Below are 20,068 nucleotides of genomic sequence, written 5' to 3' on the forward strand. Positions count from 1 at the left end.
GTCTAGACAGAGGACCGCCAGGGATGTCAAAACCCACCGCCCGCAAGCCCCGCACCGACGCCGAGCGCAACCGCGGCCGGGTGCTGGAGGTGGCCTGCGAGCTGTTCGCCGAACGCGGGGACGAGGTGCAGATGGCGGAGGTGGCCAAGGCCGCCGGGGTCGGCATCGGCACCGTCTACCGACATTTCCCGACTCGTCAGGCGTTGATCGAGGCGGTGACGGAGCAGCGGTTCGCCGAGATCCTGGCCTACGCGCGTACGCGATGCCTGCCCAACCCCGACACCCGGCAGGCCCTGAGCTGCTTCCTGACCCGCATCGGACAGGTGCACGACGAGGGCCGCGGAATCTCCAGCGCGATCGAGGCGGCGCTGGGCTCCACCGAGCCGCGCGGGCAGGTGGGCGAAGACCTCCTGGCCCTCGGCGGGGCGCTGCTCGAGCGCGGCCGGGCCGATGGCACGCTCCGCGCCGACGCCAAGCTCGAGGACCTCTACATGATCGCCGGGGCGGTGTCGGCGATCAGCCGCAACGCCGTGGGCGACTGGCGGCGCTTCATCGACATCGCCCTCGACGGCCTGCGAGACCCGGCCCGCGATCGACCCTGATCGGTACACCTGCTTGCGCGATCATTCCGAAAACGTGCCCAATACCCTGTTGACCTTGTAGGAAATTGGTGGATACGTGAAGGGATGAGCCTCTGGACCCCGGACCCCACGTTCTATCCTTCGCCCAGGGACGCGGCCGGCGCACCCGCCGAGAAACTCGCCTACGTCGCCGCCTTCGACCGGTCGGCGACCAGGCCGGACGCGCTGGCCGTACTCGACACCGATCCCGACTCGCCGCACTACGGCCAGGTGGTGGGCTGGAGCGACCTGCCCAACACCGGCGACGAGCTGCACCACTTCGGCTGGAACGCCTGCAGCACCGCCCTGTGCCCCAGCGCCCCGCACCCGCATGTCGAACGCCGCTACCTCATCGTGCCCGGCCTGCGCTCCTCACGCATCCACGTCTTCGACACCAAGGACCGCCTCAGCCCGGAACTGGTCAAGGTCATCGAGGCCGACGAACTGGCCAAGCGGGCCGGCTACTCCCGGCCCCACACCGTGCACTGCGGGCCCGGCGGGATCTACCTGTCCGCGCTCGGCGGCGCCAACGGCAACGACGGGCCCGGCGGGATCGCGCTGCTCGACCACACCACGTTCGAGGTGCTGGAGCGCTGGGAGCTCGAGCGGGGGCCGCAGTACCTCGCCTACGACTTCTGGTGGCACATCAACCATGACGTGCTGATCACCTCCGAGTGGGGCACACCGTCGATGGTCGAGAACGGCGTGGTGGGGGAATTGCTGCTCGGCCGCAAGTACGGCCATAAGCTGCACTTCTGGGACCTGCGCAAGCGCAAGCACGTCCAGGAGGTCGACCTGGGCGAGGAACACCAGATGGTCCTGGAGCTGCGCCCGGCGCACGACCCCACCCGCACCTACGGGTTCGCCGGGGTCGTCACCAGCACCGCGGACCTGTCGGCCTCGGTCTGGCTCTGGTTCCACGAGGACGGCCGCTGGCAGGCCCGCAAGGTGATCTCCATCCCCGCCGAGCCCGCCGGCGCCGACCTGCTGCCGCCCGTCCTGCGGCCCTTCGGCGCCGTGCCGCCCCTGGTCACCGACATCGACCTGTCGGTCGACGACCAGCGCCTGTACGTCTCCTGCTGGGGCACCGGCGAGATCAAGCAGTACGACGTGTCGGACCCGGTCAACCCCGTCGAGCTGGCCTCGCTCAGGATCGGCGGCATCGTCCGGCAGGCGCCCCACCCCGCCGAGCCGTCCCTGCCGCTGCGGGGCGGCCCGCAGATGGTCGAGATCAGCCGCGACGGCCGCCGCGTCTACCTCACCAACTCCCTGTACGGCGCCTGGGACGACCAGTTCTACCCCGAGGGCGTCGGCGCCTGGATGGCCAAGATCGACACCGAGTCCTTCACCTTCGACACCCGCTTCTTCCCGCACGGCGAGGCGTTCCGCGGCCTGCGCCCCCACCAGGTACGCCTGCAGGGCGGCGACGCCTCCTCCGACTCCTACTGCTACCCGTGACGATCGCCACCGTGCTCCTGCTGGGCGCCTTCCACGGCCTGAACCCGGCCATGGGCTGGCTCTTCGCCGTGGCCCGCGGCCTGCAGGAGCGCAGCAGGGACCTGCTGCTGCAGTCGCTGCCGGTCATCGCGCTGGGCCATCTGGGCTCGGTCGCCGTGGTCGCGCTCGTCGTCGGCGTCACCGGCTCGCTGGTCACCGGCCGGGTGCTGTCGATCGGCGGTGGGGTGGTGCTGGTCGGGTTCGGCCTGTGGCGGCTGCTGTCCACCCGGCATTTCCGCTGGGTGGGGATGCGGCTGTCGCTGTGGCAGCTGGCCGGCTGGTCGTTCCTGATGTCCTCGGCCCACGGCGCCGGGCTGATGCTCCTGCCCGTCTTCACCGGCCTGCACGCCCCCGGCCACGAGGGGCACGCCCTGACGGGCGGCCTGGCGGTGGCCGCGCTGCACACGCTGGCGATGTTCGCGGTGGCGGGCGTCATCGCCGTGGTGGTGTACGAGGTGGCCGGGCTCACGGTGCTGCGGCGGGCCTGGTTCAACCTGGACCGCATGTGGGCGCTGGCCCTCGTGGGCGCGGGGGTGATCAGCCTGGTCCAGGCGTAACCTCGGCGGGCGTCGTCACATCGGTGGTATCCGGTTGGTCAGTGCTATGACTTGCCTTGACGGAGGATTGTGACGATGAACGACGCAGAGTTTCTGGCCGGCCGGTTCGAGGAGCACCGCTCCCATCTGCGGGCCGTGGCCTACCGGATACTCGGGTCGCTGAGCGAGGCCGAGGACGCCGTACAGGAGGGGTGGATACGGCTCAGCCGCAGCGACACCAGCGAGGTGAACAATCTCGGCGGGTGGCTGACCACGGTCGTGGCCCGGGTGTGCCTGACCATGCTGAGCTCGCGCGAGCGGCGGCGCGAGGATTCCCTGGAGGAGCGCCTGCCCGACCCGGTCGTCAGCCCCGCGGAGGGCGTCGATCCCGAGCACGAGGCGCTGGTGGCCGACTCGGTCGGGCTGGCGTTGCTGGTGGTGCTGGAGTCGCTCGAGCCGGCCGAGCGGCTGGCGTTCGTGCTGCACGACATGTTCGCGGTGCCGTTCGAGGAGATCGCGCCGATCGTGGGGCGTACCCCGGCGGCGGCCAGGCAGCTGGCCAGCCGCGCCCGCCGCCGCGTGCGGGGCACGGCCCCGGTGCCCGATCCGGATCTGGGCCGGCAGCGCCAGGCCGTCGACGCCTTCCTGGCCGCCGCGCGCGATGGAGACTTCGAGGCGCTCCTGCGGGTGCTCGACCCGGATGTCGTGGTCCGCTCCGACCGCGGCGCGGCGGGGGGCGTGCTGGTGGCGCGCGGGGCGGCGGTGGTGGCCAAGCAGGCGATCATGTTCCGGCCGGTCGGCTCCGTGGGGCATCCGGTGCTGGTCAACGGGGCCGCCGGATCCGTCGCCACGGTCGGCGGCCGGGTGGTCTCGCTGGTCGCCTTCACCGTCAGCGGCGGCCTGATCGCCGAGGTCGTCATCCTGACCGACCCCGAGCGGCTGGCCCGGCTCGACCCGATGTCGGCGGCGGGCTGACCCAGGTGCTTCACGCCTTGCCGTGGTGATGTGGTCGGCTCGTCGCGGCCCTGACGCCGGCTCGTCGCGGATAACGTTGGCGTGATGGCCGGAACCCCGCCCCCGAACCCCGACGGCACGCCGGACGAGGCACCCGACGCGCCCGGTATCGGGGCGTTCCTGCCCTTCGTCCTGCTGGGCGCGGGCGCGGTCTGGGAGACCGTCGACGGCTCGCTGCGGCCGGGCTGGCTGTCGTGGGCGGGCCTGGCCGCCATGTCCGCCCTGTACGCACTGACGGTGATCACGGCCTTCCGGCGCCGCACGATGCCCGCCCGCATCGCGCTGGCCGGGCTGGCGGCCGTGGTCTTCGGGCTGTCGATCGTGCTGGGCGGCGCCTGGTACTACCTGTTCCCGCTGCTCGGCGTGGCGTGCGGCATCACCCTGCGCGGCAGGGCGGTGCGGATCGCCACGGCGGCGCTGCCCCTCGGCACGGCGCTGGTGGTGTGGGCCGGCGGCGGCACTCTGGAGTCGATCCTGGCGTTCTCGTGGGGGACCTTCAGCGCGGGCCTGGTCGTGGCCGTCATCCTGCACCTGCACATGGTCATCGGCGAGCTGAACCAGACCCGGCAGCGCCTGGCCGAGGCGGCCGTGGCCGAGGAGCGGCTGCGCTTCTCCCGCGACCTGCACGACCTGCTCGGGCACACCCTGTCGGTCATCGTGGTCAAGGCCGAGGCCGTGCGACGGCTGGCCCGCCGCGACCCCGGCCAGGCCGAACGCCAGGCCGCCGACATCGAGGCCGTCGGCCGGCAGGCGCTGACCGAGGTACGTGAGGCGGTCACCGGCTACCGGGCGGGCGGCCTGGCCGACGAGCTCGCCCACGCCCGCGACGCCCTGGCGGCGGCCGGTGTGCGGGCCCGCGTCCGCCGCACCGGGCCGCCACCGGCCGCGCGGGCCGAGGCGCTGCTGGGCTGGGTGGTGCGCGAGGGCGTCACCAACATCATCAGGCACAGCGGCGCCACCGAGGCCGAGATCGACCTGACCGGCCTGACCTTGACGATCCGCGACAACGGCACCGACGGCCCTCAGCCCACACAAAGCGGCAGCAGCCCCGACGGACCCGCAGCGAGCGGCAGCGGCACCGACGGACCGCGACCCGCGGAGAGCGGCGGTCCGCAGCCGGCCGGGAGCGGCAGCGGGCTACGCGGTCTGGCCGAGCGGCTCGGCCAGGCGGGCGGCAGCGTCGAGGCGGGCCCCCACCCGGGCGGCGGCTTCCAGCTCGTCGCCACCCTCCCGCCCGGCGTTTAGGGGGCTGCCGGTCCACCCGGGCCGGCACGTGGCGCGAGAGCGGCTCACAGTTCGGCACAATTGCCGATGTGAGAGTCGAATTGCTGGGACCGTTCGAGGTCCGGAACCGCGATGGGGCCGTGGTGGAGGTTCCTGGGGTTCGACTGCGCGCGCTGCTGGCCGCGCTCGCCCTCGAACCTGGCCGGATCGTCACCCGTGCGCGGCTGGTGGACTGGATCTGGGGGGAGCAGCCGCCCGCCGACGAGGTGAACGCCTTGCAGGCGCTGGTGTCCAGGCTGCGCAGGGTGTTGCCGGACGGTGCGATCGAGGCGGATTCCGGCGGATACCGGCTGGCCGTGGCTCCGGATGCCGTGGATGTGTCCCGGTTCGAGCAGCTGGTCGGCCAGGCCCGTGCCGCCGAGCCCGCGGCGCGGGCGGATCTGCTGCGCTCGGCCTTGGCCCTGTGGCGCGGCACGGCCATGGCCGACCTCGCGCTGCAGGGCAGCGACGCCTTCGACGCCGCGGTCACGCGGCTGGACGAGCTCTACGTCGCGGCGCTCGGGGACCGGGTGGATGCCGACATTCGTCTCGGCCGGGGCTCGGAGCTGGTCTCGGAGCTGACCGAGCTGGTCGCCACGTACCCGCTGCGGGAGGGGTTCGTGGCGGCGTTGATGCGAGCGCTCGCCGAGGCGGGGCGTGGAAGCGAGGCGTTGACCGTCTACCAGCGGACGCGCGAGCGGCTCGCCGAGGAGCTGGGCGTCGATCCGTCGGCCCAGCTCTCCGCGCTGCACACCGCGTTGCTCCGCGGCGAGCTGGGCGAGCGGGCGCAGAGCCACAAGACGAACCTGCGCGCCGAGCTGACGAGTTTCGTCGGCAAGAAGAACGACGTGTCCGCGGTCGCCGCCCTGGCCGTCAAGCACCGGCTGGTCACCTTGACGGGGGCGGGTGGCTCCGGCAAGACCAGGCTGGCCACCGAGACCGCGCGGACGATGCTCGCCGATCTGCCGGATGGGGCGTGGCTGGTCGAATTGGCCTCGGTGGGGGAAGGCGGGGATCTGGCGCAGGCCGCCCTCACCGCGATCGGCCTGCGTGACCAGGCGTTGCTCGGTGGCGGGCGGGGCGGGGAGCCGATGGATCGGCTCATCGCCGCGGTCCGGGAGCGCGCGATCTTGTTCATCCTGGACAACTGCGAGCACGTGATCGAGGCGGCCGCGGCGTTCGCCGACCGGCTGCTGGGGGAGTGCCGCAGGCTGCGGATCGTGGCCACGAGCAGGGAACCGCTCGGTATCACCGGGGAGGTGCTGTGGCAGGTCGAGCCGCTCGCGCTACCCGCCGGCGGAGCCGATCCCGCCGAGGCCGGGTCCTCGCCCGCGGTACGGCTGCTGCGTGACCGCGCGGATCTGGTGCGCAAGGACATCGGCTCCGACGCCGACACCGTCTCGGCCATGGCGCGGATCTGCCGGGCGCTCGACGGGATGCCGCTGGCGATCGAACTGGCCGCGGCCCGGCTGCGTACGATGTCCGTCGATCAGCTGGCGCGCCGGCTCGATGACCGGTTCCGGCTGCTGACCAGCGGCAGCCGTACGGTGCTTCCGCGGCACAAGACGCTGCGCGCGGTCGTGGACTGGAGCTGGGACCTGCTGAGCGAGACCGAGCGCGGCGTGCTGCGGCGGCTGTCGGTGTTCTCCGGCGGGGTGAGCCTGGAAGCGGCCGAACGGGTGTGCGGGGAGGAGCCGTCGGACGGGGAGCCGGTGTTCGACGTGCTGACCGCGTTGATCGACAAATCGCTGCTGCTCGCCGACGGCGGGGGCGCGCCGCGTTACCGGATGCTCAACACCATCAGGGAGTACGCGGCGCAGCGGCTCGCCGAAGCCGGGGAGAGCGAGCCGGCCCGCCGGGCGCACCTGGCCTACTTCACCGAGCTGGCCGAGACGGCCGAGCCGCACCTGCGCCGGGGCGAGCAGGTGGAGTGGCTGTCCAGGCTCGGGGCCGAGCACGACAACATCGGTACGGCCCTGCGCGGGGCGATCACCGAAGGCTGGGCTCAGGAGGCGATGCGGCTGGCCGCGGCCGTGGGCTGGTATTGGTACCTCAGCGGGCACCGGGCCGAGGGCGCCGAGCTGAGCGTCGCGGCGGCCTCGCTGCCCGGCGAGGTGTCCGATGAGGTGCGGGCGCTGGCATACCTCAACGTGACGATCTTCGTGACCGCCGGGGTCAGCGGCGATCAGTATCAGGCGCGGGACTGGATCCAGGAGGCGCACCGGCTGGCCAAGCGCAGTGGGTCTTCTCACCCGCTGCTGGGGTTCGTCGAGCTGCTGGAGCGGATGCTGCGGGGCCCGGCGGAGTTCATGCCCGCGTTCGAGCCGCTCATCGCCGGCGCCGATCCGTGGGTGCGCGCGCAGGCCAGGCTCACGCGTGGCCGGCTCCGGCTCACGCTCGGCGGCGATGAGACCGACGTGGACCTCGACGCCGAGATCGCTCTTGCCGAGTTCCGTACGCTGGGTGACCGGATGGGGATCTCGCTCGCGCTGACCTTCCTGGCCGATCGGCTCGCCATGCGCGGCGAGTTCGCGCGCGCGTGCGAGCACTACGAAGAGGCGGCTGTGGCCCTGATGGAGGTGGGCGCGACCGAGGACGTGGTCGGCCTGCGGGCGCGGCAGGCTCAGCTGTACTGGCTGCTCGGCGACGAGCGATCCAGCGCCGCCGCCATGGCCGAGGCGCAGCGGATCGCCGACCGGATCGTCTGGCCGGACGCGCTGGTCGAGCTGGCGCTCGCGCAGGCGCAGCTGGCGCGCTTGCGCGGCGAGCCGGACCAGGCGCACGAGCACCTGGACACGGTGCGGGCGGTGCTGGGCGAGGCGGACATGGCCGACTCCGTCCGTGTCCACACCATGGACCTGTACGGCTACCTCACCGAGGATCTCGGCAAGGCCCGCGCGTATCGGGCCGAGGCGTTGCGCACGGCCATGGCCATCGAGCACACCCATCCCCCCACGATCGCCCAGGTGCTGATCGGGATCGCGGATCTCGCGCTGCGCCAGGGACACTACGAGCAGGCCGTACGGCTGCTCGGGGCGAGCGACGGCGTGCGCGGCACGCCGGACCGTTCGCAACCGGACGCCTCCAGGATCGCCGCGCAGGCGCGCGATCGCCTCGGCGAAACCGTGTTCGCCGAGGCGGCCCGGGCCGGGCAGCGGCAGGACTGGCGCGAGCTGGCCGAGATCACGCTCGCTTCGTGAACGTCGCACGAGCCCACAGGTAGCCGGCCAGCGACAGCCCGGCGCACCAGGCGACCGCCGTGATGGCCGTGCCGGTCGAGGGCGCGCCGGTCAGGAATCCGCGCAGGGTTTCGATGATCGAGGTGAACGGCTGGTACTCGGCGAATTCCCGCGCGCCCGGTCCCATCGTGTCGGCCGGCACGAACGCGCTGCTCAAGAAGGGAAGGAGCATCAGCGGGACGCCGAAGATGCCCGCGCTCTCCGGTGACTTCGCGGCCAGTCCGGCCGCGACGGTCAGCCAGCCGATCGCCAGCACCGTCAACGCGATGATGGCGATCGCGCCGAGCCATTGGGGGAAACTCGCCGCCGGCCGGAATCCCATCGCCAGCGCGACCCCGATGATGATCGCGATGGCCACCAGGGTCCGCAGCATGATCTCGAACACGTGCGCGTTCAGCACCGCGGCCCGTGAGACGTGCATGACGCGCAGCCGGTTGATGAATCCGGTCGTCATGTCGGAGTTCACCGCGGTCGCGGTGGGGCCGATGCCGTGGCCGATGGTCATGATGATCAGCCCGGGCGTGGCGTAGTTGACATAGTCGGTACCGACGCTGAACGCGCCGCCGAGTACGTAGACCATGAGGAACACCACGAAGATCGGCACGATGATGGCGTTGAACAGCGCCAGCGGATTGCGCATCGTGTGCCGGAAGTTACGGCGCAGCATGGTCCGGGAGTCGGCCAGGGAAGCTGAGATGGCGTTCATCGTCCGCTGACCTCCGTGTTCCCGTGACCGGTCAGGGCGAGAAAGACGTCATCCAGGTCCGGCGTATGCACCGACAATTCCTCGACCTCCAGGGAATGCGCATCCAGCCGATCGATCAGCGCGCGCAATGACCGCACCCCGCCATCGCCGGGAACCCGCAAGGTCAGCTCGTCGTCGTGCCTGGTGGACTCGTGCAGGACCCGCGCCGCGACGTCGAGCGCGTGCCGATCGGTGAACCGCAGCCGGACATGGCTGCCGGGAATGCGGCGCTTGAGCTCATCGGCGGTGCCCTCGGCGACCAGCCGGCCCTGATCGAGTACGGCGATACGGTCGGCGAGCTGGTCGGCCTCCTCCAGATACTGGGTGGTGAGGAAGATGGTCGTCCCCTCGGCGACCAGTTCCCGGATGATCTCCCACATGGTGCGGCGGCTGCGCGGATCGAGTCCCGTCGTGGGCTCGTCCAGGAAGATGATCTGCGGGTCGCCGACCAGTGTCATGGCGAGGTCCAGTTTGCGGCGCATGCCGCCGGAGTAGGACACCACCAGCTTGCTCGCCGCTTCGACCAGATCGAATCTCTCCAGCAACCGGCCGGCGACGCGTTTGCCCTCCGCCTTGGGCAGGTGCAGGAGGTCGGCCATCATCAGCAGGTTCTCCTCGCCGGTGAGCAGGTCGTCCACCGAGGCGAACTGCCCGGTGACCCCGATCGCCGCGCGCACCGCCTTGGTCTCCGTCGCCACGTCGTGCCCGGCGACGACCACCTTGCCGGCGTCGGGGGTCAGCAGCGTGGTCAGGACGTTCACCGTTGTGGTCTTGCCGGCGCCGTTGGGCCCGAGCAGGGCGAAGATCGTGCCGGTCCGGACATTCAGGTCGATGCCGTCGAGCACGGTCTTGTCTTTGTATGCCTTGCGCAGCCCCGAGGCCGCGATGGCTGAACCGTTCATGGGCCCTACCCTCGCCGACCGCTCTGATATCGGGCCGTCGCCGTCCTGACGGCCGTGTCAGCACGGTGACGGCCCCGTATCAGAGCGGTCGGCGAGAGTGGACGCCATGGAACACACCGTTACCGCGATGCCCACGACGCGTCAGCCCGGCTGTCCCTTCGACCCGCCCAAGGAGCTCCTCGAGGCCCGCGAGCAGAGCCCGATCAGCCGCTTCCCCTTCCCCGACGGGCACCAGGGCTGGCTGATCACCGGCTACGACCTGGTCCGGTCGGTGCTGGCCGACCCGCGCTTCAGCTCCCGCAAGGAGTTCATGAGCCACCACCCGACCATCGACTACGGCGACATCCAGGTGCCCCCGGCGCCGCCCGGCGAGTTCCTGCTCATGGACGATCCGCAGCACAGCCGCTACCGCAAGCCGCTGGTGGGCAAGTTCACCGTCCGGCGGATGCGGCTGCTGACCGAGCGCGTCGAGCAGGTCACCGCCGAGCACCTGGACGCGATGGAGAAGGCCGGGCCGACGGCGGACCTGGTGACCGCGTTCGCCAAGCCCATCCCGGCCATCGTCATCTGCGAGCTGCTGGGCGTGCCGTACGAGGACCGAGGCTCCTTCCAGGACAACATCGACAAGTTCCTCGGCGGAGAGGTCGGCGACGAGGAACTGATCGCCGCCTACACCGCGACCCAGACCTACCTCGCCGAGCTGGTCGCCGCCAAGCGCGCCAACCCGACCGACGACGTGCTCAGCGACCTGCTCGACAGCGATCTGACCGACGAGGAGCTGCAGGGCATGGCCCTGATCCTGCTGTCGGCCGGGTTCGACACCACCGCCAACATGCTGGCTCTGGGCACCTTCGCGCTGCTGCGCAACCCGGAGCAGCTGGCCGCGCTGCGCGCCGACCCGGCGCTCACCGACCAGGCCGTGGAGGAGCTGCTGCGGTATCTGAGCGTCGCCAAGCAGTTCTACCGGGTCGCGCTGGAGGACGTCGAGCTGGGCGGCCACACCATCACGGCGGGCACCACCGTCATCCTGTCCCTCAACACCGCCAACCGCGACCCCGAGCGCTTCACCGATCCCCACACCCTCGACCTGCGCAGGCAGGACGGCGGGCACCTGGCCTTCAGCCACGGCATCCACCAGTGCCTGGGCCAGCAGCTGGCCCGCGTGGAGATGCGGGTCGCCTTCCCCGCGCTGGTCAACCGCTTCCCCACGCTGCGCCTGGCCGTACCGGCCGAACAGGTCGCCCTGCGCCCGGAGGCCGCCGACATCTACGGGGTCAAGAGCCTGCCGGTCACCTGGGACGCGTGACTGCCGGCAGTTCGATCCTGAACGCGGCCGCGACTGAAATGACCGTTTTGTGGCAATGAGTTTGACGGTTTGTGAACTATGAGGCCGCCACCACTTCATACCTTGAAGTGATGGAAAGGCTGACAGGGATTATCAGGGCGGCTGTGTTCGTCGCCCTGACCTTGGCCGCTTCAGCCGCCGGCCTGACCGGCACCGCGATATTGACCAGCGACGAAGCGCCCCCAAGTCTCCCGATCACCGCGTCGATCTCCGGCTCCGGCTCCAGCGCGCAGAAAGGCGCGATGGACGCCTGGCGGGCCGACTTCCAAGGGCTCCACCCCGACCTGCGAGTGGACTACAACGCCAACGGCTCCGGAGCCGGCATCCGCGACTTCATCACGGGCGTCACCGCCTTCGCCGGCTCCGACGTCGCGATGCACCCCGCCGAACAACAGCTGGCCGACAGACGCTGCCGCAGCCGCGCGGTCCACCTGCCCATGGTGGTGGGCCCCATCGCCCTGGCCTACAACCTGCCGTTCTCGCCCGATCTGAAGCTCTCGCCCACCACCCTGACCAGCATCTTCAGCGGCCGGATCACCCGATGGGACGCCACGGAGATCGCCGCCGACAACCGGGGCGCGGACCTGCCGCACACCGCCATCCGGCTCTTCCATCGCTCCGACGACTCGGGCACGACCTACAACTTCACCGCCTATCTCAAGGAGGCGGGCCGCTGGCCGTACGAGCCGTCCAGGAAGTTCTCCGTCACCGGGCAGGGCGTGACCGGCTCGGCGGGCATCACCCAGGCCATCCAGCGCACCGAGGGCTCCATCGGGTACGTCGAGTACGCCTTCGCCAGCGACGCCGGCCTGCGCACGGCCGAGATACGCAACGCCTCCGGCCAATTCGTCACCCTCTCGCCCCAAAGCGCCACCAAGGCCCTGGAAGGCGCCCGGATCACCGGCCACAACGGCGATCTGATCGTCAAGTTCGACTACCTGGCCAAGAACAAGGACGCCTACCCCATCGTCCTGATCACCTACGAGATCGTCTGCTCCCAGAACTCCGACCCACTGGTGCGGACCTTCCTCAGCTACACCGCCGGCAACGCCGGCCAGTCCTACCTGTCCCTGTACGGCTACGCCCCGCTCCCGCACGATCTCCTGGCCAAGGTACGTGCCCAGCTCGGCGTCACCACCTGAACGGGAACCCCCGGCCGCTCACCGGTGTAGGAAAGACGTGAGCACCATCACCAGACGCCAAGCCCTGGCGCTCGGCGCGGCGGCCACCGTATCGGCCTGCGCCACCACCCAGCCGCCCCTCAAGGCGGCGCCCCCCGCCCCGCGCGGCAGGCTGCTCGCCGAGACCGCCGCCGGGCTGTCCCTGGTCGAGCTGTCCACCGGCGCGGTGACGGCCACCTACCCCGGCGCGGTGCCCGGCCCCCGCTGGCTGCGCCTCTATCAGACCGACCACGACCGGCTGCGCACCTACGACGCCGCCACGGGCCACCTCCTCGAGCAGCGCGACCTGGCCGGCGCCCCGGGCCGGCGCATCAAGGCCGTCTCCGGCCGGGTCGTCGCCATCGGCCCCGAACCCGGCCCCCGCAGCCGTACCACCATCACCCTGACCGGCGCCGCCGGCAACCGGACGCTGCGGCTGGAGGGCAACATCGAACCGGAGGCCTTCTCCGGCGACGGCCAGGTCATGTACGTCCTGGACCACCTGCCGCCCGAACACCCCGACCGCTACCGCGTCCGCATGTACGACCTGGCCACCGGCCGGATGACGCCGCTGCTGACCCGCGCCAAGCAGCCCGTGCCGCTGTCGAAGGAGGAGGAGATGCGCGGCAAGGGCCGCCAGGCCGTCCACGACCCGGACCTGGCCACCCTCTACACCCTCTACACCCACCAGGACGAACACCTGCACACCCGCGACCTGATCGCCGGCCACGACCTGAGCCCCGGCGTGCACGCCTTCGTCCACGTCCTCAGCCTGGACCAGCGCTGGGCCTACTGCCTGGACCTGCCCGAACCGTTCGGCCTCGGCCCGCCACTGGCCCACGCGATGGCGCTGGACACCCAGGCCCGGCGGCTGTACGTCTTCGACGCCTCCACCGGCCGGGCCGTGGTCGCCTCCACCGACGACCTGACGATCAAGCGCAGTGCCCTGCTGGGCCGGCTGGGCGACGGCGAGGCGTACGCGGTGGCGGCGGATGGCCGCGCCTATCTGGCGGCGGGCAAGCGGCTGCTGTCGGCCGACGGCGAGAGCCTGGCCCCCGCCGGCGCATGGGACCTGCCCGGCCAGGCACACGGCCTGGCCTGGCTGAACGGCGAACTGCTGGCCGGCGCGGGGGAGCAGGTCCTGCGCCTGGAGCCGCGCACCGGCGCGCGGCTGGGCGCCATCACCCTGCCCGGCCTGCGTGAGGTACGGCACGCCGAGCCGTCGTACGGCTGACCGCGGCGGCGAAGGCGGAGATGACCGGGTGCGGGCGGCTGCCGTCGCCGGACAGCTCCGGCTGGAACAACGTGGCCAGGTAGAACGGGTGGCCGGGCAGCTCGGCCACCCGCACCATGCCGTCGTCGGCGTGCCCGGAGAAGACCAGCCCGTGCTCGACGAGCTTGTGCTTGTACGCCTCGTTGAGGCCGTAGGAGCAGCTGTAGGCCTCCATGGTGATGGAGGAGCCGATGATCTGCTCGATCAGCGAGCCGGGCCTCAGCCGTACCAGGCCCTCATGGCCGGCCAGGGAGCACTCCAGCGGCAGCAGCAGGAACTCACGCGCGTCCGGCTCGTTCTCAGCGTGCGCCACGTCGAGCCCGCACACGCCACGCGCGTACTCCAGCAGCATGTGCTGAAAGCCGCCGCAGGTGCCCAGCACGGGGATGCCGCGCTCGCGCGCGGTGCGCGCGGCGCTGATCACGCCTTCCTCACTGAGGTACGGGCTGCCGGGCACGATCCAGATGCCGTCGAAGCGTTCGAGGGCGTCGTCGTGGGCGTCGGTGGAGGGGATCCAGTACGGGTCGAGCGCGATGCCGTCACGCTCACGCAGCGCCTGGATGATCAGCGGGATGCGGGCGTGCGCGCGCACGCTGGGCGAGCGGTCTCCGACCAGGGCGATTTTCATGCCTCCATGGTGCGGCGGACCACCGCTTAAGCACCAACGATGATATCTGCACATGCTATAAGAAACACTGATGGACCCTCATCTGCTGCGTACGTTCGTGACCGTCACCGAGGCGGGCTCCTTCTCAGCGGCGGCCGAGCAGCTCGGCTACACCCAGTCGGCCATCTCCCAGCAGATCGCCGCGCTGGAAACCGACCTGGGCCTGCCGCTGCTGCACCGCCGCCCGGTCGCGCCCACCGAGGCCGGCCTGCGCCTGCTGGAGCACGCCGGGCCGCTGCTGCTGCGCATCCGCGCCGCGCGAGCCGACGTGCTGCGCACCGCCGCACTGCCCGCCCACCGCCTGACCCTGGCCGCCACGCCCCTGGCGCTCAACTCGGTCCTGGCCCTGCGACTGGCGGCCGCGCGGGCGGCGCAGCCGCGGCTGCGGGTGACGGTACGCACCTGCGGCAGGGACGAGGTGGCCAGGCAGGTGGCGGACGGCAGGGCCGAGGCGGGCCTGGTCGACGGGATCACCGCGCCGAACGACCCGCTGCGCCTGCCCGAGGTCGGCCCGATGACCACGGTGGGCGTGGCCGAGGAGGGCCTGGTCGTGGCGCTGCCCGGCGACCACCCCCTGGCGGGCCGGGCGGGGCTGCGGCTGGCCGACCTGGTCGACGCGCACTGGCTGCAGACGACGTTGTGCCCGCTGGAGCGGCTGCGCGACCTGCTGGGCGACGGCTTCCGGCCCGCGCTCGACTACACCGGCGACGACGTGCACACCGTGCTCAACCTGGTCGCCGCCGGCCACGGCCTGACGCTGCTGCCCGCCTCCGCCGGCCGCGGTGTGCCGCTGGTGGCTCCCCGCCTGGTGCACCGCGTCGAACTGCTGCACGCCACCCTGCCGCCGGGCCCCGCCGCCGACCTGGCGGCACGCCTGTCACCGTGACAGCGATCTGTGCGCGAGCTGTCAGCGCCGCCGCCCACGATGGCGGTCATGAACGCATTCGAAGCCGAAGGGCTGGTCAAACGCTTCGGCACGACCACCGCCCTGGCCGGCATCAACCTATCGGCCCGCCGGGGCACCGTCCTGGGCGTGCTGGGCCCCAACGGCGCCGGCAAGACCACCACGGAATTGTGACTCTACCGATACGCGGGGAACGGCTCAATATGCCTCTTGACCTGGGGCTGAGCTAGCTAGGTCGAATGAGTGATGCTGCCCGACGCACGGACCTTGAACGGCCACGCCTACGACGTAGCCACGCCGCACCCTGGCCTGATCATTCCGTCTGCGTCGTCCCGCTACAGCAACAGCATGGCGAGACCGGAGGGTCAAGCCCGTCTTCGCGTGTACGTTAGCCGGTCGCCGTTCCTCGGTCATTGGATGTCAATGGTCACAGACGGGCTTGACCCGGGGGGCTTGGCGCGGGATCGGCGGGCCGCTCGTCGGGCCACAGCGCCTCGGCCAGCTCCTCGACGGTGACGGGTGCGCCCGGCCGCCAGCGCCAGACGTACCAGCAGCAGGCGCAGCCGGGCGCCGCCGATGGCGGCGGCCTCGACTTCCAGCGGCCCCAAGATTGCCACACGCACAGCACCATGCTGCCACCCACCGTCACCTCACCGCGGCGGCTCCGGGCACGAACCCGCCCGCTTGACCGCCTCCCAGGAGGGGCGGCCCCGGGTGGGCGGACCATCGGGGGCGGTCTCGATCGGGCAGACCGTCCGGGCGGGTAGACCGTCCGGGCGAGGGGACCGTCCAAGCCGCCCCGGGCGGGCGGACCATCCGGGCGGCCTCGATTGGGCGGACTGTCCGGTCCGCCCCGGTCCGTGAGGACCTTCCGGACGGCCCCGGTCCGTGCACCCGCCCGTGCACCCGCCCGTGCGGCCCTCCGGGCGGGCCGAACGAGCTGGAGCGTCCGCCCGCGCGGGCGTGGAAAGCGGTCAAGCGTGGGAAGCCGTCAAGCGTGGAAGCGGTCAGGCGTGCCAGTCCGTCACGCCGCCCGGGACGGGCGCCTGCGGGTCGTACGGCTCGCGGGTGAAGACGAAGGTGTTGATGTCGAGGTGATCGGCCCCCACCCGCAGCGTCTCACCGGCGTAGTAGCCGTCGAGCCCCAGCCAGGTCCCGTCGTCCTGCGGCACGAACCGGGAGGCCCGCCCCGCCCCGCCCACCGGCGTCAGCGCCAGCCCGCCGTCAGGCAGCAGCCGCAGCCCGTACGGCTTGGGGCCCCAGTGCCACAGCCCGGTCAGCGCCAGCAGCGCGGGGTCGGCGGAGGAGGGCCGCCACTGCTGCGGCAGGCGGGGTTCGTGTTCGTCGAGGATGTCCAGCAGGTCGGTGGTCAGGGTGTAGCTGAGGCCGCTGGTGGTGTTGGCCAGGAACAGCACGCCCACCTGGTCGGCCGGGTCGGCCCACACGGTGGCCAGGAAGCCGGGCATGGACCCGGTGTGGCCGGCCAGGCGGCGTCCGGCGTGCCGGGTCAGCTGCAGGCCGAGCCCGTAGCCGGAGGTCCAGGCGTCGCCGTCGTCGACGGTGGCGGGCTCGCGCATCTCGGCCAGGGTGGCGGGGGACAGGACGCCGCCGGTGTCGCCGGCGACGAAGGCCGCCCAGCGGGCCAGGTCGGCGGTCGTGGACCACAGCTGACCGGCGGGCCCCATGGCGGCGTGGTCGTGTTCGGGTTCGGCCAGCACCACGTCGGCCCACGGGTGGACGGCGTAGCCGGTGGCGTGCGGGGCGCGCGGCCGTTCGGTGGTGGCCGACAGGCCGAGCGGCTGGAGGACCTCCTGCTGGACGGCGCGCAGCCAGGGCATGCCGCGCAGCCGGGCGATCAGCTCGCCGAGCAGGCCGTAGCCGATGTTGGAGTAGTGGAAGCGGCGGCCGGGCCGGTGCTTGGCGTGCTGCGGCCCGAGCAGGGCGAGCAGCTGGTCGGGCGGCAGGCCGGGGGTGCGTTCCCACCAGCCGGTGGGCGGTTCGGCGGTCAGGCCGGCGGTGTGGGAGAGCAGCTGGGCGATGCTCACCTCGCCGAACGGAGTGCCGGGCAGGTGTTTGGCCAGGGGGTCGAGCAGGTCGAGGCGGCCTTCGTCACGCAGCCGCATGACGACGACGGCGACCATGCTCTTGGTGATCGAGCCGAGCCGGTATTGGGTGCCGTCGGTGGGGGGCGGCCCGCCGTCGGCGCCGGGGCCGGTGAAGCCGCGAGCGCCGAACCAGGCCAGCCTCCCCTCCCGTACGATCGCGGCCGTCAGTGACGGCACCCTGCACTCGGCCTGTTCGACGGCCAGCCTGCGCAGCAGCGCCCGCGCCGTCGTCTCACCCACCTGACTCATGGGCGCCAAGCCTAGTGCTCAGATGGGCAGCAGTTCCGGCCCGATCAGCTCGCCCTGGTGTGGCTGAGGGTGGGCTTGGTCGTGGTAGTAGTGGCCGGCGTACCAGACGACGACGTTGGTGGCGTCGATGCTCTCGCTGTTGAGGAAGCGCCCGATGGCGGCCCGGTCGCGCGGGCCGGGGTTGCCGTCGTCGAGCTCGGTGGCACGCTGGCGCAGGAACCACAGGTCCGACACCCCGTAGGCGTCGGCGGTGTCGTCGAAGGGCCCGGGATGGATCTGGTAGCCGCGCCCTGAGGACTTGTCGCGTACCTGCCAGTAGCGGCCGGGGGCGCGGCGGCGGGTGGTCTCGCGGACGATCGGTACCGGCTCGGGGCTGATCGGCCCCTGGTCGATCTGCTCGACGATGTCGTTGGCGGAGCCTTCGATGTCGAAGTCGAAGCGCCAGTAGGCGTGGTGGCGGTGCACCATGCAGGTCATCGGGTTGGCGGTGGCGGCGAAGCCGAAGCGGGGCCTGATGGTGCCGTCGTCGCCGAGCCGCCAGTCGCTGGCGTAGCGGTACCAGCCGGCCTGCAGCTCGCTGACGATGCGCAGCTCCTCGCCGTCGTGGTGGAAGGCGACGCCCTGGAAGCCGCCGGCGTCGGTGTCGGGCCGTTCCAGGATGGTACGCGGCGGGCTGTCGCACAGCCGCCAGCCCCATCCGACCGGGTCGGTGCCGGTGGCCGAGAAGCGGGTCTCGGAGGAGGCGTCGTCACGGAAGGTGGTGCCCTGCTCGTATTCGACGTTCAGGACGGGTACGTGCGCCTGGCGCAGCACCAGCCGGCCCCGGTAGCGCACCTCGCGCAACTCCACGCCCGATCCGGCGCCCGGGTTCTGCGGGGCCGAGGCGCGCGGCCGCACGACCAGCAGGTTCCACAGCTCGCTGGCGCCGCGCAGGACGCGTACCCGCACCTGGTCGGGACCGCCGTGGTCGGCCAGGGGGGTGACGCCTTCGGGCACGGTGTGCTCGCAGTCGTGGTGCATGCGCACGTCGATGCCCGCCGGGGTCCAGTCGACGGTGCGGGCGGCGGTGTCGACGGCGACGATGCGGTGGCGTACCCCGGTGGGCTCGCCGGGGGTGTAGATGCCCAGGGTGGGACGGCGCACGGTGGTGCCGTCGGGGTTCTCCAGGTCGGCCAGGGGCGGCATGGGCCGGTAGACGATCACGTTGTCGCCCGCCGGGAAGTGGGGGTCGGCGCGCAGGACGTCGGCGGCCGCGAGCAGCTCGTCGTGGCTGGGCGGCGGCCGGTGGGCGCTGGGCCGGATCTCGGCGTGCTCCGGCCGGTCCAGGGTGCCGCGCAGCTCGACGGCGCGATTGCCCGCCGGGTCGAAGACGGTGGCGCGGAAGGGGGCGTTCTGGCCCGGGTCGTGGCCGAGCGCCGGAGCCTGGCCGATGATCAGCCCGTCGGCGTCGGCGACCTCCAGCGCGGACAGGACGCCGGGGTGGGCCGCCACGGCCTCGCGCAGTCGCCCGGCGCTCAGCCCGGCGCGGGGGACCGCTTCGATGGTGACGCGTACGTCATCGCTCATGCATGGCTTCCTACAGGGCGGCGGGCGCGGCTGGAAGGCCCAGATGTTCTCACGCCCGTGCGGGCGTGCGGTCGAAGGCGCCTGCACGGACATTTCCCCTGCGGACGTGCGGATGGGCGGGCATGAGGACGGCCCCGGTCGGCGAGCGACCGGGGCCGGGTGGTGCGGGAGGTCAGTCGGCGCAGATGGCGAAGACGCTGATGCCGACGTCGTTGTAGCCGATCTGGCGGCCCAGGGCGATCCAGCCGCGCCCGTCATCGGTGGGGAAGGAGCCGACGAGGATCGCCCCGTTGCCGCGGGCCTCGGCGCCTCCGCCCAGGACCTTCTTGGCGCCGGGGCAGTAGAGGGTACGGCGCTGGAAGTTGGGCACGTTCGCGTTGGGCAGCGTCACCAGCTGGTATCCGGGCGGCAGCGCGGAGGCGTGGTGGGCCTGGACCGCGGGTGCGGTGGTGGCGTTGGCTGCGGTGACGACGGTGGCTGTCGCCACGCAGACGCCGGTGAGGAGGACGGCCAGGGCGAGGGACTTCTTGTGCATCGCTCTCCTAACGTTGTTCCCTTGATCACCCCGCTCCGCCCGCGGGCAGCACGAACCCGCGGTCGAAGTGGGGTGATCCGGGAGCCAGGGCCTACACGAAGAGTATCCATACCACTACCGTGAGTGTCGATGGGTAATCATGTTCGAGATGCGGACCATCAACATGCAGCCACATGCCTGCATGTCGGCGATGGCCTGATGTTACGCTCAAAAGTGATCACTCCTCTGCGAAAGAAGGCCGCCATGAGTGACATACGGTTCCCGCTCACGCTGCGCGTCACCGTCAGCGGGACGACACCGGACGAGATCAGGGAGAAGGCCAGGACCCAGGCCCTGGACTTCTTCGGCCCCGACTCCGAACTGGACGTCATCAGCGCGGAGGCCGAGTCCGACACGGAGCACGGCACCGGCTACCGGGCGGTCGTCGTCTTCCGGCGCGTCGCCTGAT

The 20,068-nt window shown here is 71.8% G+C and carries 18 protein-coding genes and 1 pseudogene; 12 read left to right on the top strand and 7 right to left on the bottom strand.

What is annotated here, in order from left to right; genetic code table 11:
• The first annotated feature begins 23 nt into the window (after window positions 1-23).
• From AB0B61_RS34280 to AB0B61_RS34305, 6 genes are all read left to right on the top strand, one after another.
• Window positions 24-602, top strand: a complete 579-nt coding sequence (locus AB0B61_RS34280) for a helix-turn-helix domain-containing protein (protein ID WP_358440852.1) — start codon at window positions 24-26, stop codon at window positions 600-602.
• A gap of 84 nt (window positions 603-686) precedes the next feature.
• Window positions 687-2,078: a selenium-binding protein SBP56-related protein gene (locus tag AB0B61_RS34285; protein ID WP_358440855.1), complete on the top strand. Its 1,392-nt coding sequence runs from the start codon at window positions 687-689 to the stop codon at window positions 2,076-2,078.
• On the top strand, window positions 2,066-2,674 hold the full coding sequence (locus tag AB0B61_RS34290) for a hypothetical protein (RefSeq protein ID WP_358441061.1): 609 nt from the start codon (window positions 2,066-2,068) through the stop codon (window positions 2,672-2,674). Before AB0B61_RS34285 ends, AB0B61_RS34290 begins: the two co-directional genes overlap by 13 nt.
• 75 nt (window positions 2,675-2,749) lie before the next feature.
• Window positions 2,750-3,628, top strand: coding sequence for a sigma-70 family RNA polymerase sigma factor (locus AB0B61_RS34295; protein WP_358440858.1), 879 nt, complete (start codon window positions 2,750-2,752; stop codon window positions 3,626-3,628).
• Window positions 3,629-3,712: 84 nt separating this feature from the next.
• Window positions 3,713-4,912: a sensor histidine kinase gene (locus tag AB0B61_RS34300; protein WP_358440860.1), complete on the top strand. Its 1,200-nt coding sequence runs from the start codon at window positions 3,713-3,715 to the stop codon at window positions 4,910-4,912.
• A 68-nt stretch (window positions 4,913-4,980) separates the two neighbouring features.
• Window positions 4,981-8,130, top strand: coding sequence for a BTAD domain-containing putative transcriptional regulator (locus AB0B61_RS34305; RefSeq protein ID WP_358440862.1), 3,150 nt, complete (start codon window positions 4,981-4,983; stop codon window positions 8,128-8,130).
• Here AB0B61_RS34305 and AB0B61_RS34310 read toward each other — a convergent pair.
• On the bottom strand, window positions 8,114-8,875 hold the full coding sequence (locus AB0B61_RS34310; protein ID WP_358440864.1) for an ABC transporter permease: 762 nt from the start codon (window positions 8,873-8,875) through the stop codon (window positions 8,114-8,116). The genes AB0B61_RS34305 and AB0B61_RS34310 overlap by 17 nt on opposite strands.
• Window positions 8,872-9,816: an ATP-binding cassette domain-containing protein gene (locus tag AB0B61_RS34315; RefSeq protein ID WP_358440866.1), complete on the bottom strand. Its 945-nt coding sequence runs from the start codon at window positions 9,814-9,816 to the stop codon at window positions 8,872-8,874. Before AB0B61_RS34315 ends, AB0B61_RS34310 begins: the two co-directional genes overlap by 4 nt.
• Window positions 9,817-9,922: 106 nt before the next feature.
• Between AB0B61_RS34315 and AB0B61_RS34320 the strand changes: the two genes are divergently transcribed.
• From AB0B61_RS34320 to AB0B61_RS34330, 3 genes are all read left to right on the top strand, one after another.
• Window positions 9,923-11,122, top strand: coding sequence for a cytochrome P450 (locus AB0B61_RS34320; protein ID WP_358440868.1), 1,200 nt, complete (start codon window positions 9,923-9,925; stop codon window positions 11,120-11,122).
• 110 nt (window positions 11,123-11,232) lie between these two features.
• A complete protein-coding gene (pstS, locus tag AB0B61_RS34325; protein ID WP_358440870.1) occupies window positions 11,233-12,303 on the top strand; it encodes a phosphate ABC transporter substrate-binding protein PstS in 1,071 nt (356 codons plus the stop codon).
• A gap of 37 nt (window positions 12,304-12,340) precedes the next feature.
• Window positions 12,341-13,555 carry a hypothetical protein gene (locus tag AB0B61_RS34330; RefSeq protein WP_358440872.1) on the top strand — a complete coding sequence of 405 codons (1,215 nt, stop codon included), beginning with the start codon at window positions 12,341-12,343 and terminating at the stop codon, window positions 13,553-13,555.
• Here the strand turns inward: AB0B61_RS34330 and AB0B61_RS34335 are convergent.
• Window positions 13,503-14,222, bottom strand: coding sequence for a gamma-glutamyl-gamma-aminobutyrate hydrolase family protein (locus AB0B61_RS34335; protein WP_358440874.1), 720 nt, complete (start codon window positions 14,220-14,222; stop codon window positions 13,503-13,505). The genes AB0B61_RS34330 and AB0B61_RS34335 overlap by 53 nt on opposite strands.
• Before the next feature lie 70 nt (window positions 14,223-14,292).
• Between AB0B61_RS34335 and AB0B61_RS34340 the strand changes: the two genes are divergently transcribed.
• A complete protein-coding gene (locus tag AB0B61_RS34340) occupies window positions 14,293-15,147 on the top strand; it encodes a LysR family transcriptional regulator (RefSeq protein WP_358440876.1) in 855 nt (284 codons plus the stop codon).
• Between the two features lie 48 nt (window positions 15,148-15,195).
• Window positions 15,196-15,330: pseudogene (locus AB0B61_RS34345) on the top strand (ATP-binding cassette domain-containing protein); the annotation flags it as partial.
• 262 nt (window positions 15,331-15,592) lie between these two features.
• Here the strand turns inward: AB0B61_RS34345 and AB0B61_RS34350 are convergent.
• From AB0B61_RS34350 to AB0B61_RS34365, 4 genes are all read right to left on the bottom strand, one after another.
• Entirely contained in the window at window positions 15,593-15,784 is a 192-nt protein-coding gene (locus tag AB0B61_RS34350; protein WP_358440879.1) for a hypothetical protein, read from the bottom strand.
• Between the two features lie 388 nt (window positions 15,785-16,172).
• Window positions 16,173-17,519, bottom strand: a complete 1,347-nt coding sequence (locus AB0B61_RS34355; RefSeq protein ID WP_358440882.1) for a serine hydrolase domain-containing protein — start codon at window positions 17,517-17,519, stop codon at window positions 16,173-16,175.
• A gap of 18 nt (window positions 17,520-17,537) precedes the next feature.
• Window positions 17,538-19,085 (bottom strand): hypothetical protein, encoded by a 1,548-nt coding sequence (locus AB0B61_RS34360; protein ID WP_358440885.1) that lies wholly within the window; start codon window positions 19,083-19,085, stop codon window positions 17,538-17,540.
• Window positions 19,086-19,257: 172 nt separating this feature from the next.
• The gene (locus AB0B61_RS34365; RefSeq protein WP_358440888.1) at window positions 19,258-19,620 is read right to left on the bottom strand and encodes a hypothetical protein; all 363 of its coding nucleotides are present in this window, start codon (window positions 19,618-19,620) and stop codon (window positions 19,258-19,260) included.
• A 243-nt stretch (window positions 19,621-19,863) separates the two neighbouring features.
• Between AB0B61_RS34365 and AB0B61_RS34370 the strand changes: the two genes are divergently transcribed.
• The gene (locus tag AB0B61_RS34370) at window positions 19,864-20,067 is read left to right on the top strand and encodes a hypothetical protein (RefSeq protein ID WP_358440890.1); all 204 of its coding nucleotides are present in this window, start codon (window positions 19,864-19,866) and stop codon (window positions 20,065-20,067) included.
• The last annotated feature ends 1 nt before the right edge of the window (window position 20,068 follow it).

The organism is Nonomuraea sp. NPDC049158 (assembly GCF_040648335.1).
Classification (GTDB): domain Bacteria; phylum Actinomycetota; class Actinomycetes; order Streptosporangiales; family Streptosporangiaceae; genus Nonomuraea.

What these genes read in the sequence shown, in the direction of transcription:
- AB0B61_RS34310 (WP_358440864.1), bottom strand. Translation starts at nt 8,875, where the DNA reads ATGAACGCCATCTCAGCTTCCCTGGCCGACTCCCGGACCATGCTGCGC.
- pstS (WP_358440870.1), top strand. Translation starts at nt 11,233, where the DNA reads ATGGAAAGGCTGACAGGGATTATCAGGGCGGCTGTGTTCGTCGCCCTG.
- AB0B61_RS34340 (WP_358440876.1), top strand. Translation starts at nt 14,293, where the DNA reads ATGGACCCTCATCTGCTGCGTACGTTCGTGACCGTCACCGAGGCGGGC.
- AB0B61_RS34365 (WP_358440888.1), bottom strand. Translation starts at nt 19,620, where the DNA reads ATGCACAAGAAGTCCCTCGCCCTGGCCGTCCTCCTCACCGGCGTCTGC.
- AB0B61_RS34320 (WP_358440868.1), top strand. Translation starts at nt 9,923, where the DNA reads ATGGAACACACCGTTACCGCGATGCCCACGACGCGTCAGCCCGGCTGT.
- AB0B61_RS34285 (WP_358440855.1), top strand. Translation starts at nt 687, where the DNA reads ATGAGCCTCTGGACCCCGGACCCCACGTTCTATCCTTCGCCCAGGGAC.
- AB0B61_RS34315 (WP_358440866.1), bottom strand. Translation starts at nt 9,816, where the DNA reads ATGAACGGTTCAGCCATCGCGGCCTCGGGGCTGCGCAAGGCATACAAA.
- AB0B61_RS34335 (WP_358440874.1), bottom strand. Translation starts at nt 14,222, where the DNA reads ATGAAAATCGCCCTGGTCGGAGACCGCTCGCCCAGCGTGCGCGCGCAC.
- AB0B61_RS34370 (WP_358440890.1), top strand. Translation starts at nt 19,864, where the DNA reads ATGAGTGACATACGGTTCCCGCTCACGCTGCGCGTCACCGTCAGCGGG.
- AB0B61_RS34360 (WP_358440885.1), bottom strand. Translation starts at nt 19,085, where the DNA reads ATGAGCGATGACGTACGCGTCACCATCGAAGCGGTCCCCCGCGCCGGG.
- AB0B61_RS34355 (WP_358440882.1), bottom strand. Translation starts at nt 17,519, where the DNA reads ATGAGTCAGGTGGGTGAGACGACGGCGCGGGCGCTGCTGCGCAGGCTG.
- AB0B61_RS34300 (WP_358440860.1), top strand. Translation starts at nt 3,713, where the DNA reads ATGGCCGGAACCCCGCCCCCGAACCCCGACGGCACGCCGGACGAGGCA.
- AB0B61_RS34295 (WP_358440858.1), top strand. Translation starts at nt 2,750, where the DNA reads ATGAACGACGCAGAGTTTCTGGCCGGCCGGTTCGAGGAGCACCGCTCC.
- AB0B61_RS34280 (WP_358440852.1), top strand. Translation starts at nt 24, where the DNA reads ATGTCAAAACCCACCGCCCGCAAGCCCCGCACCGACGCCGAGCGCAAC.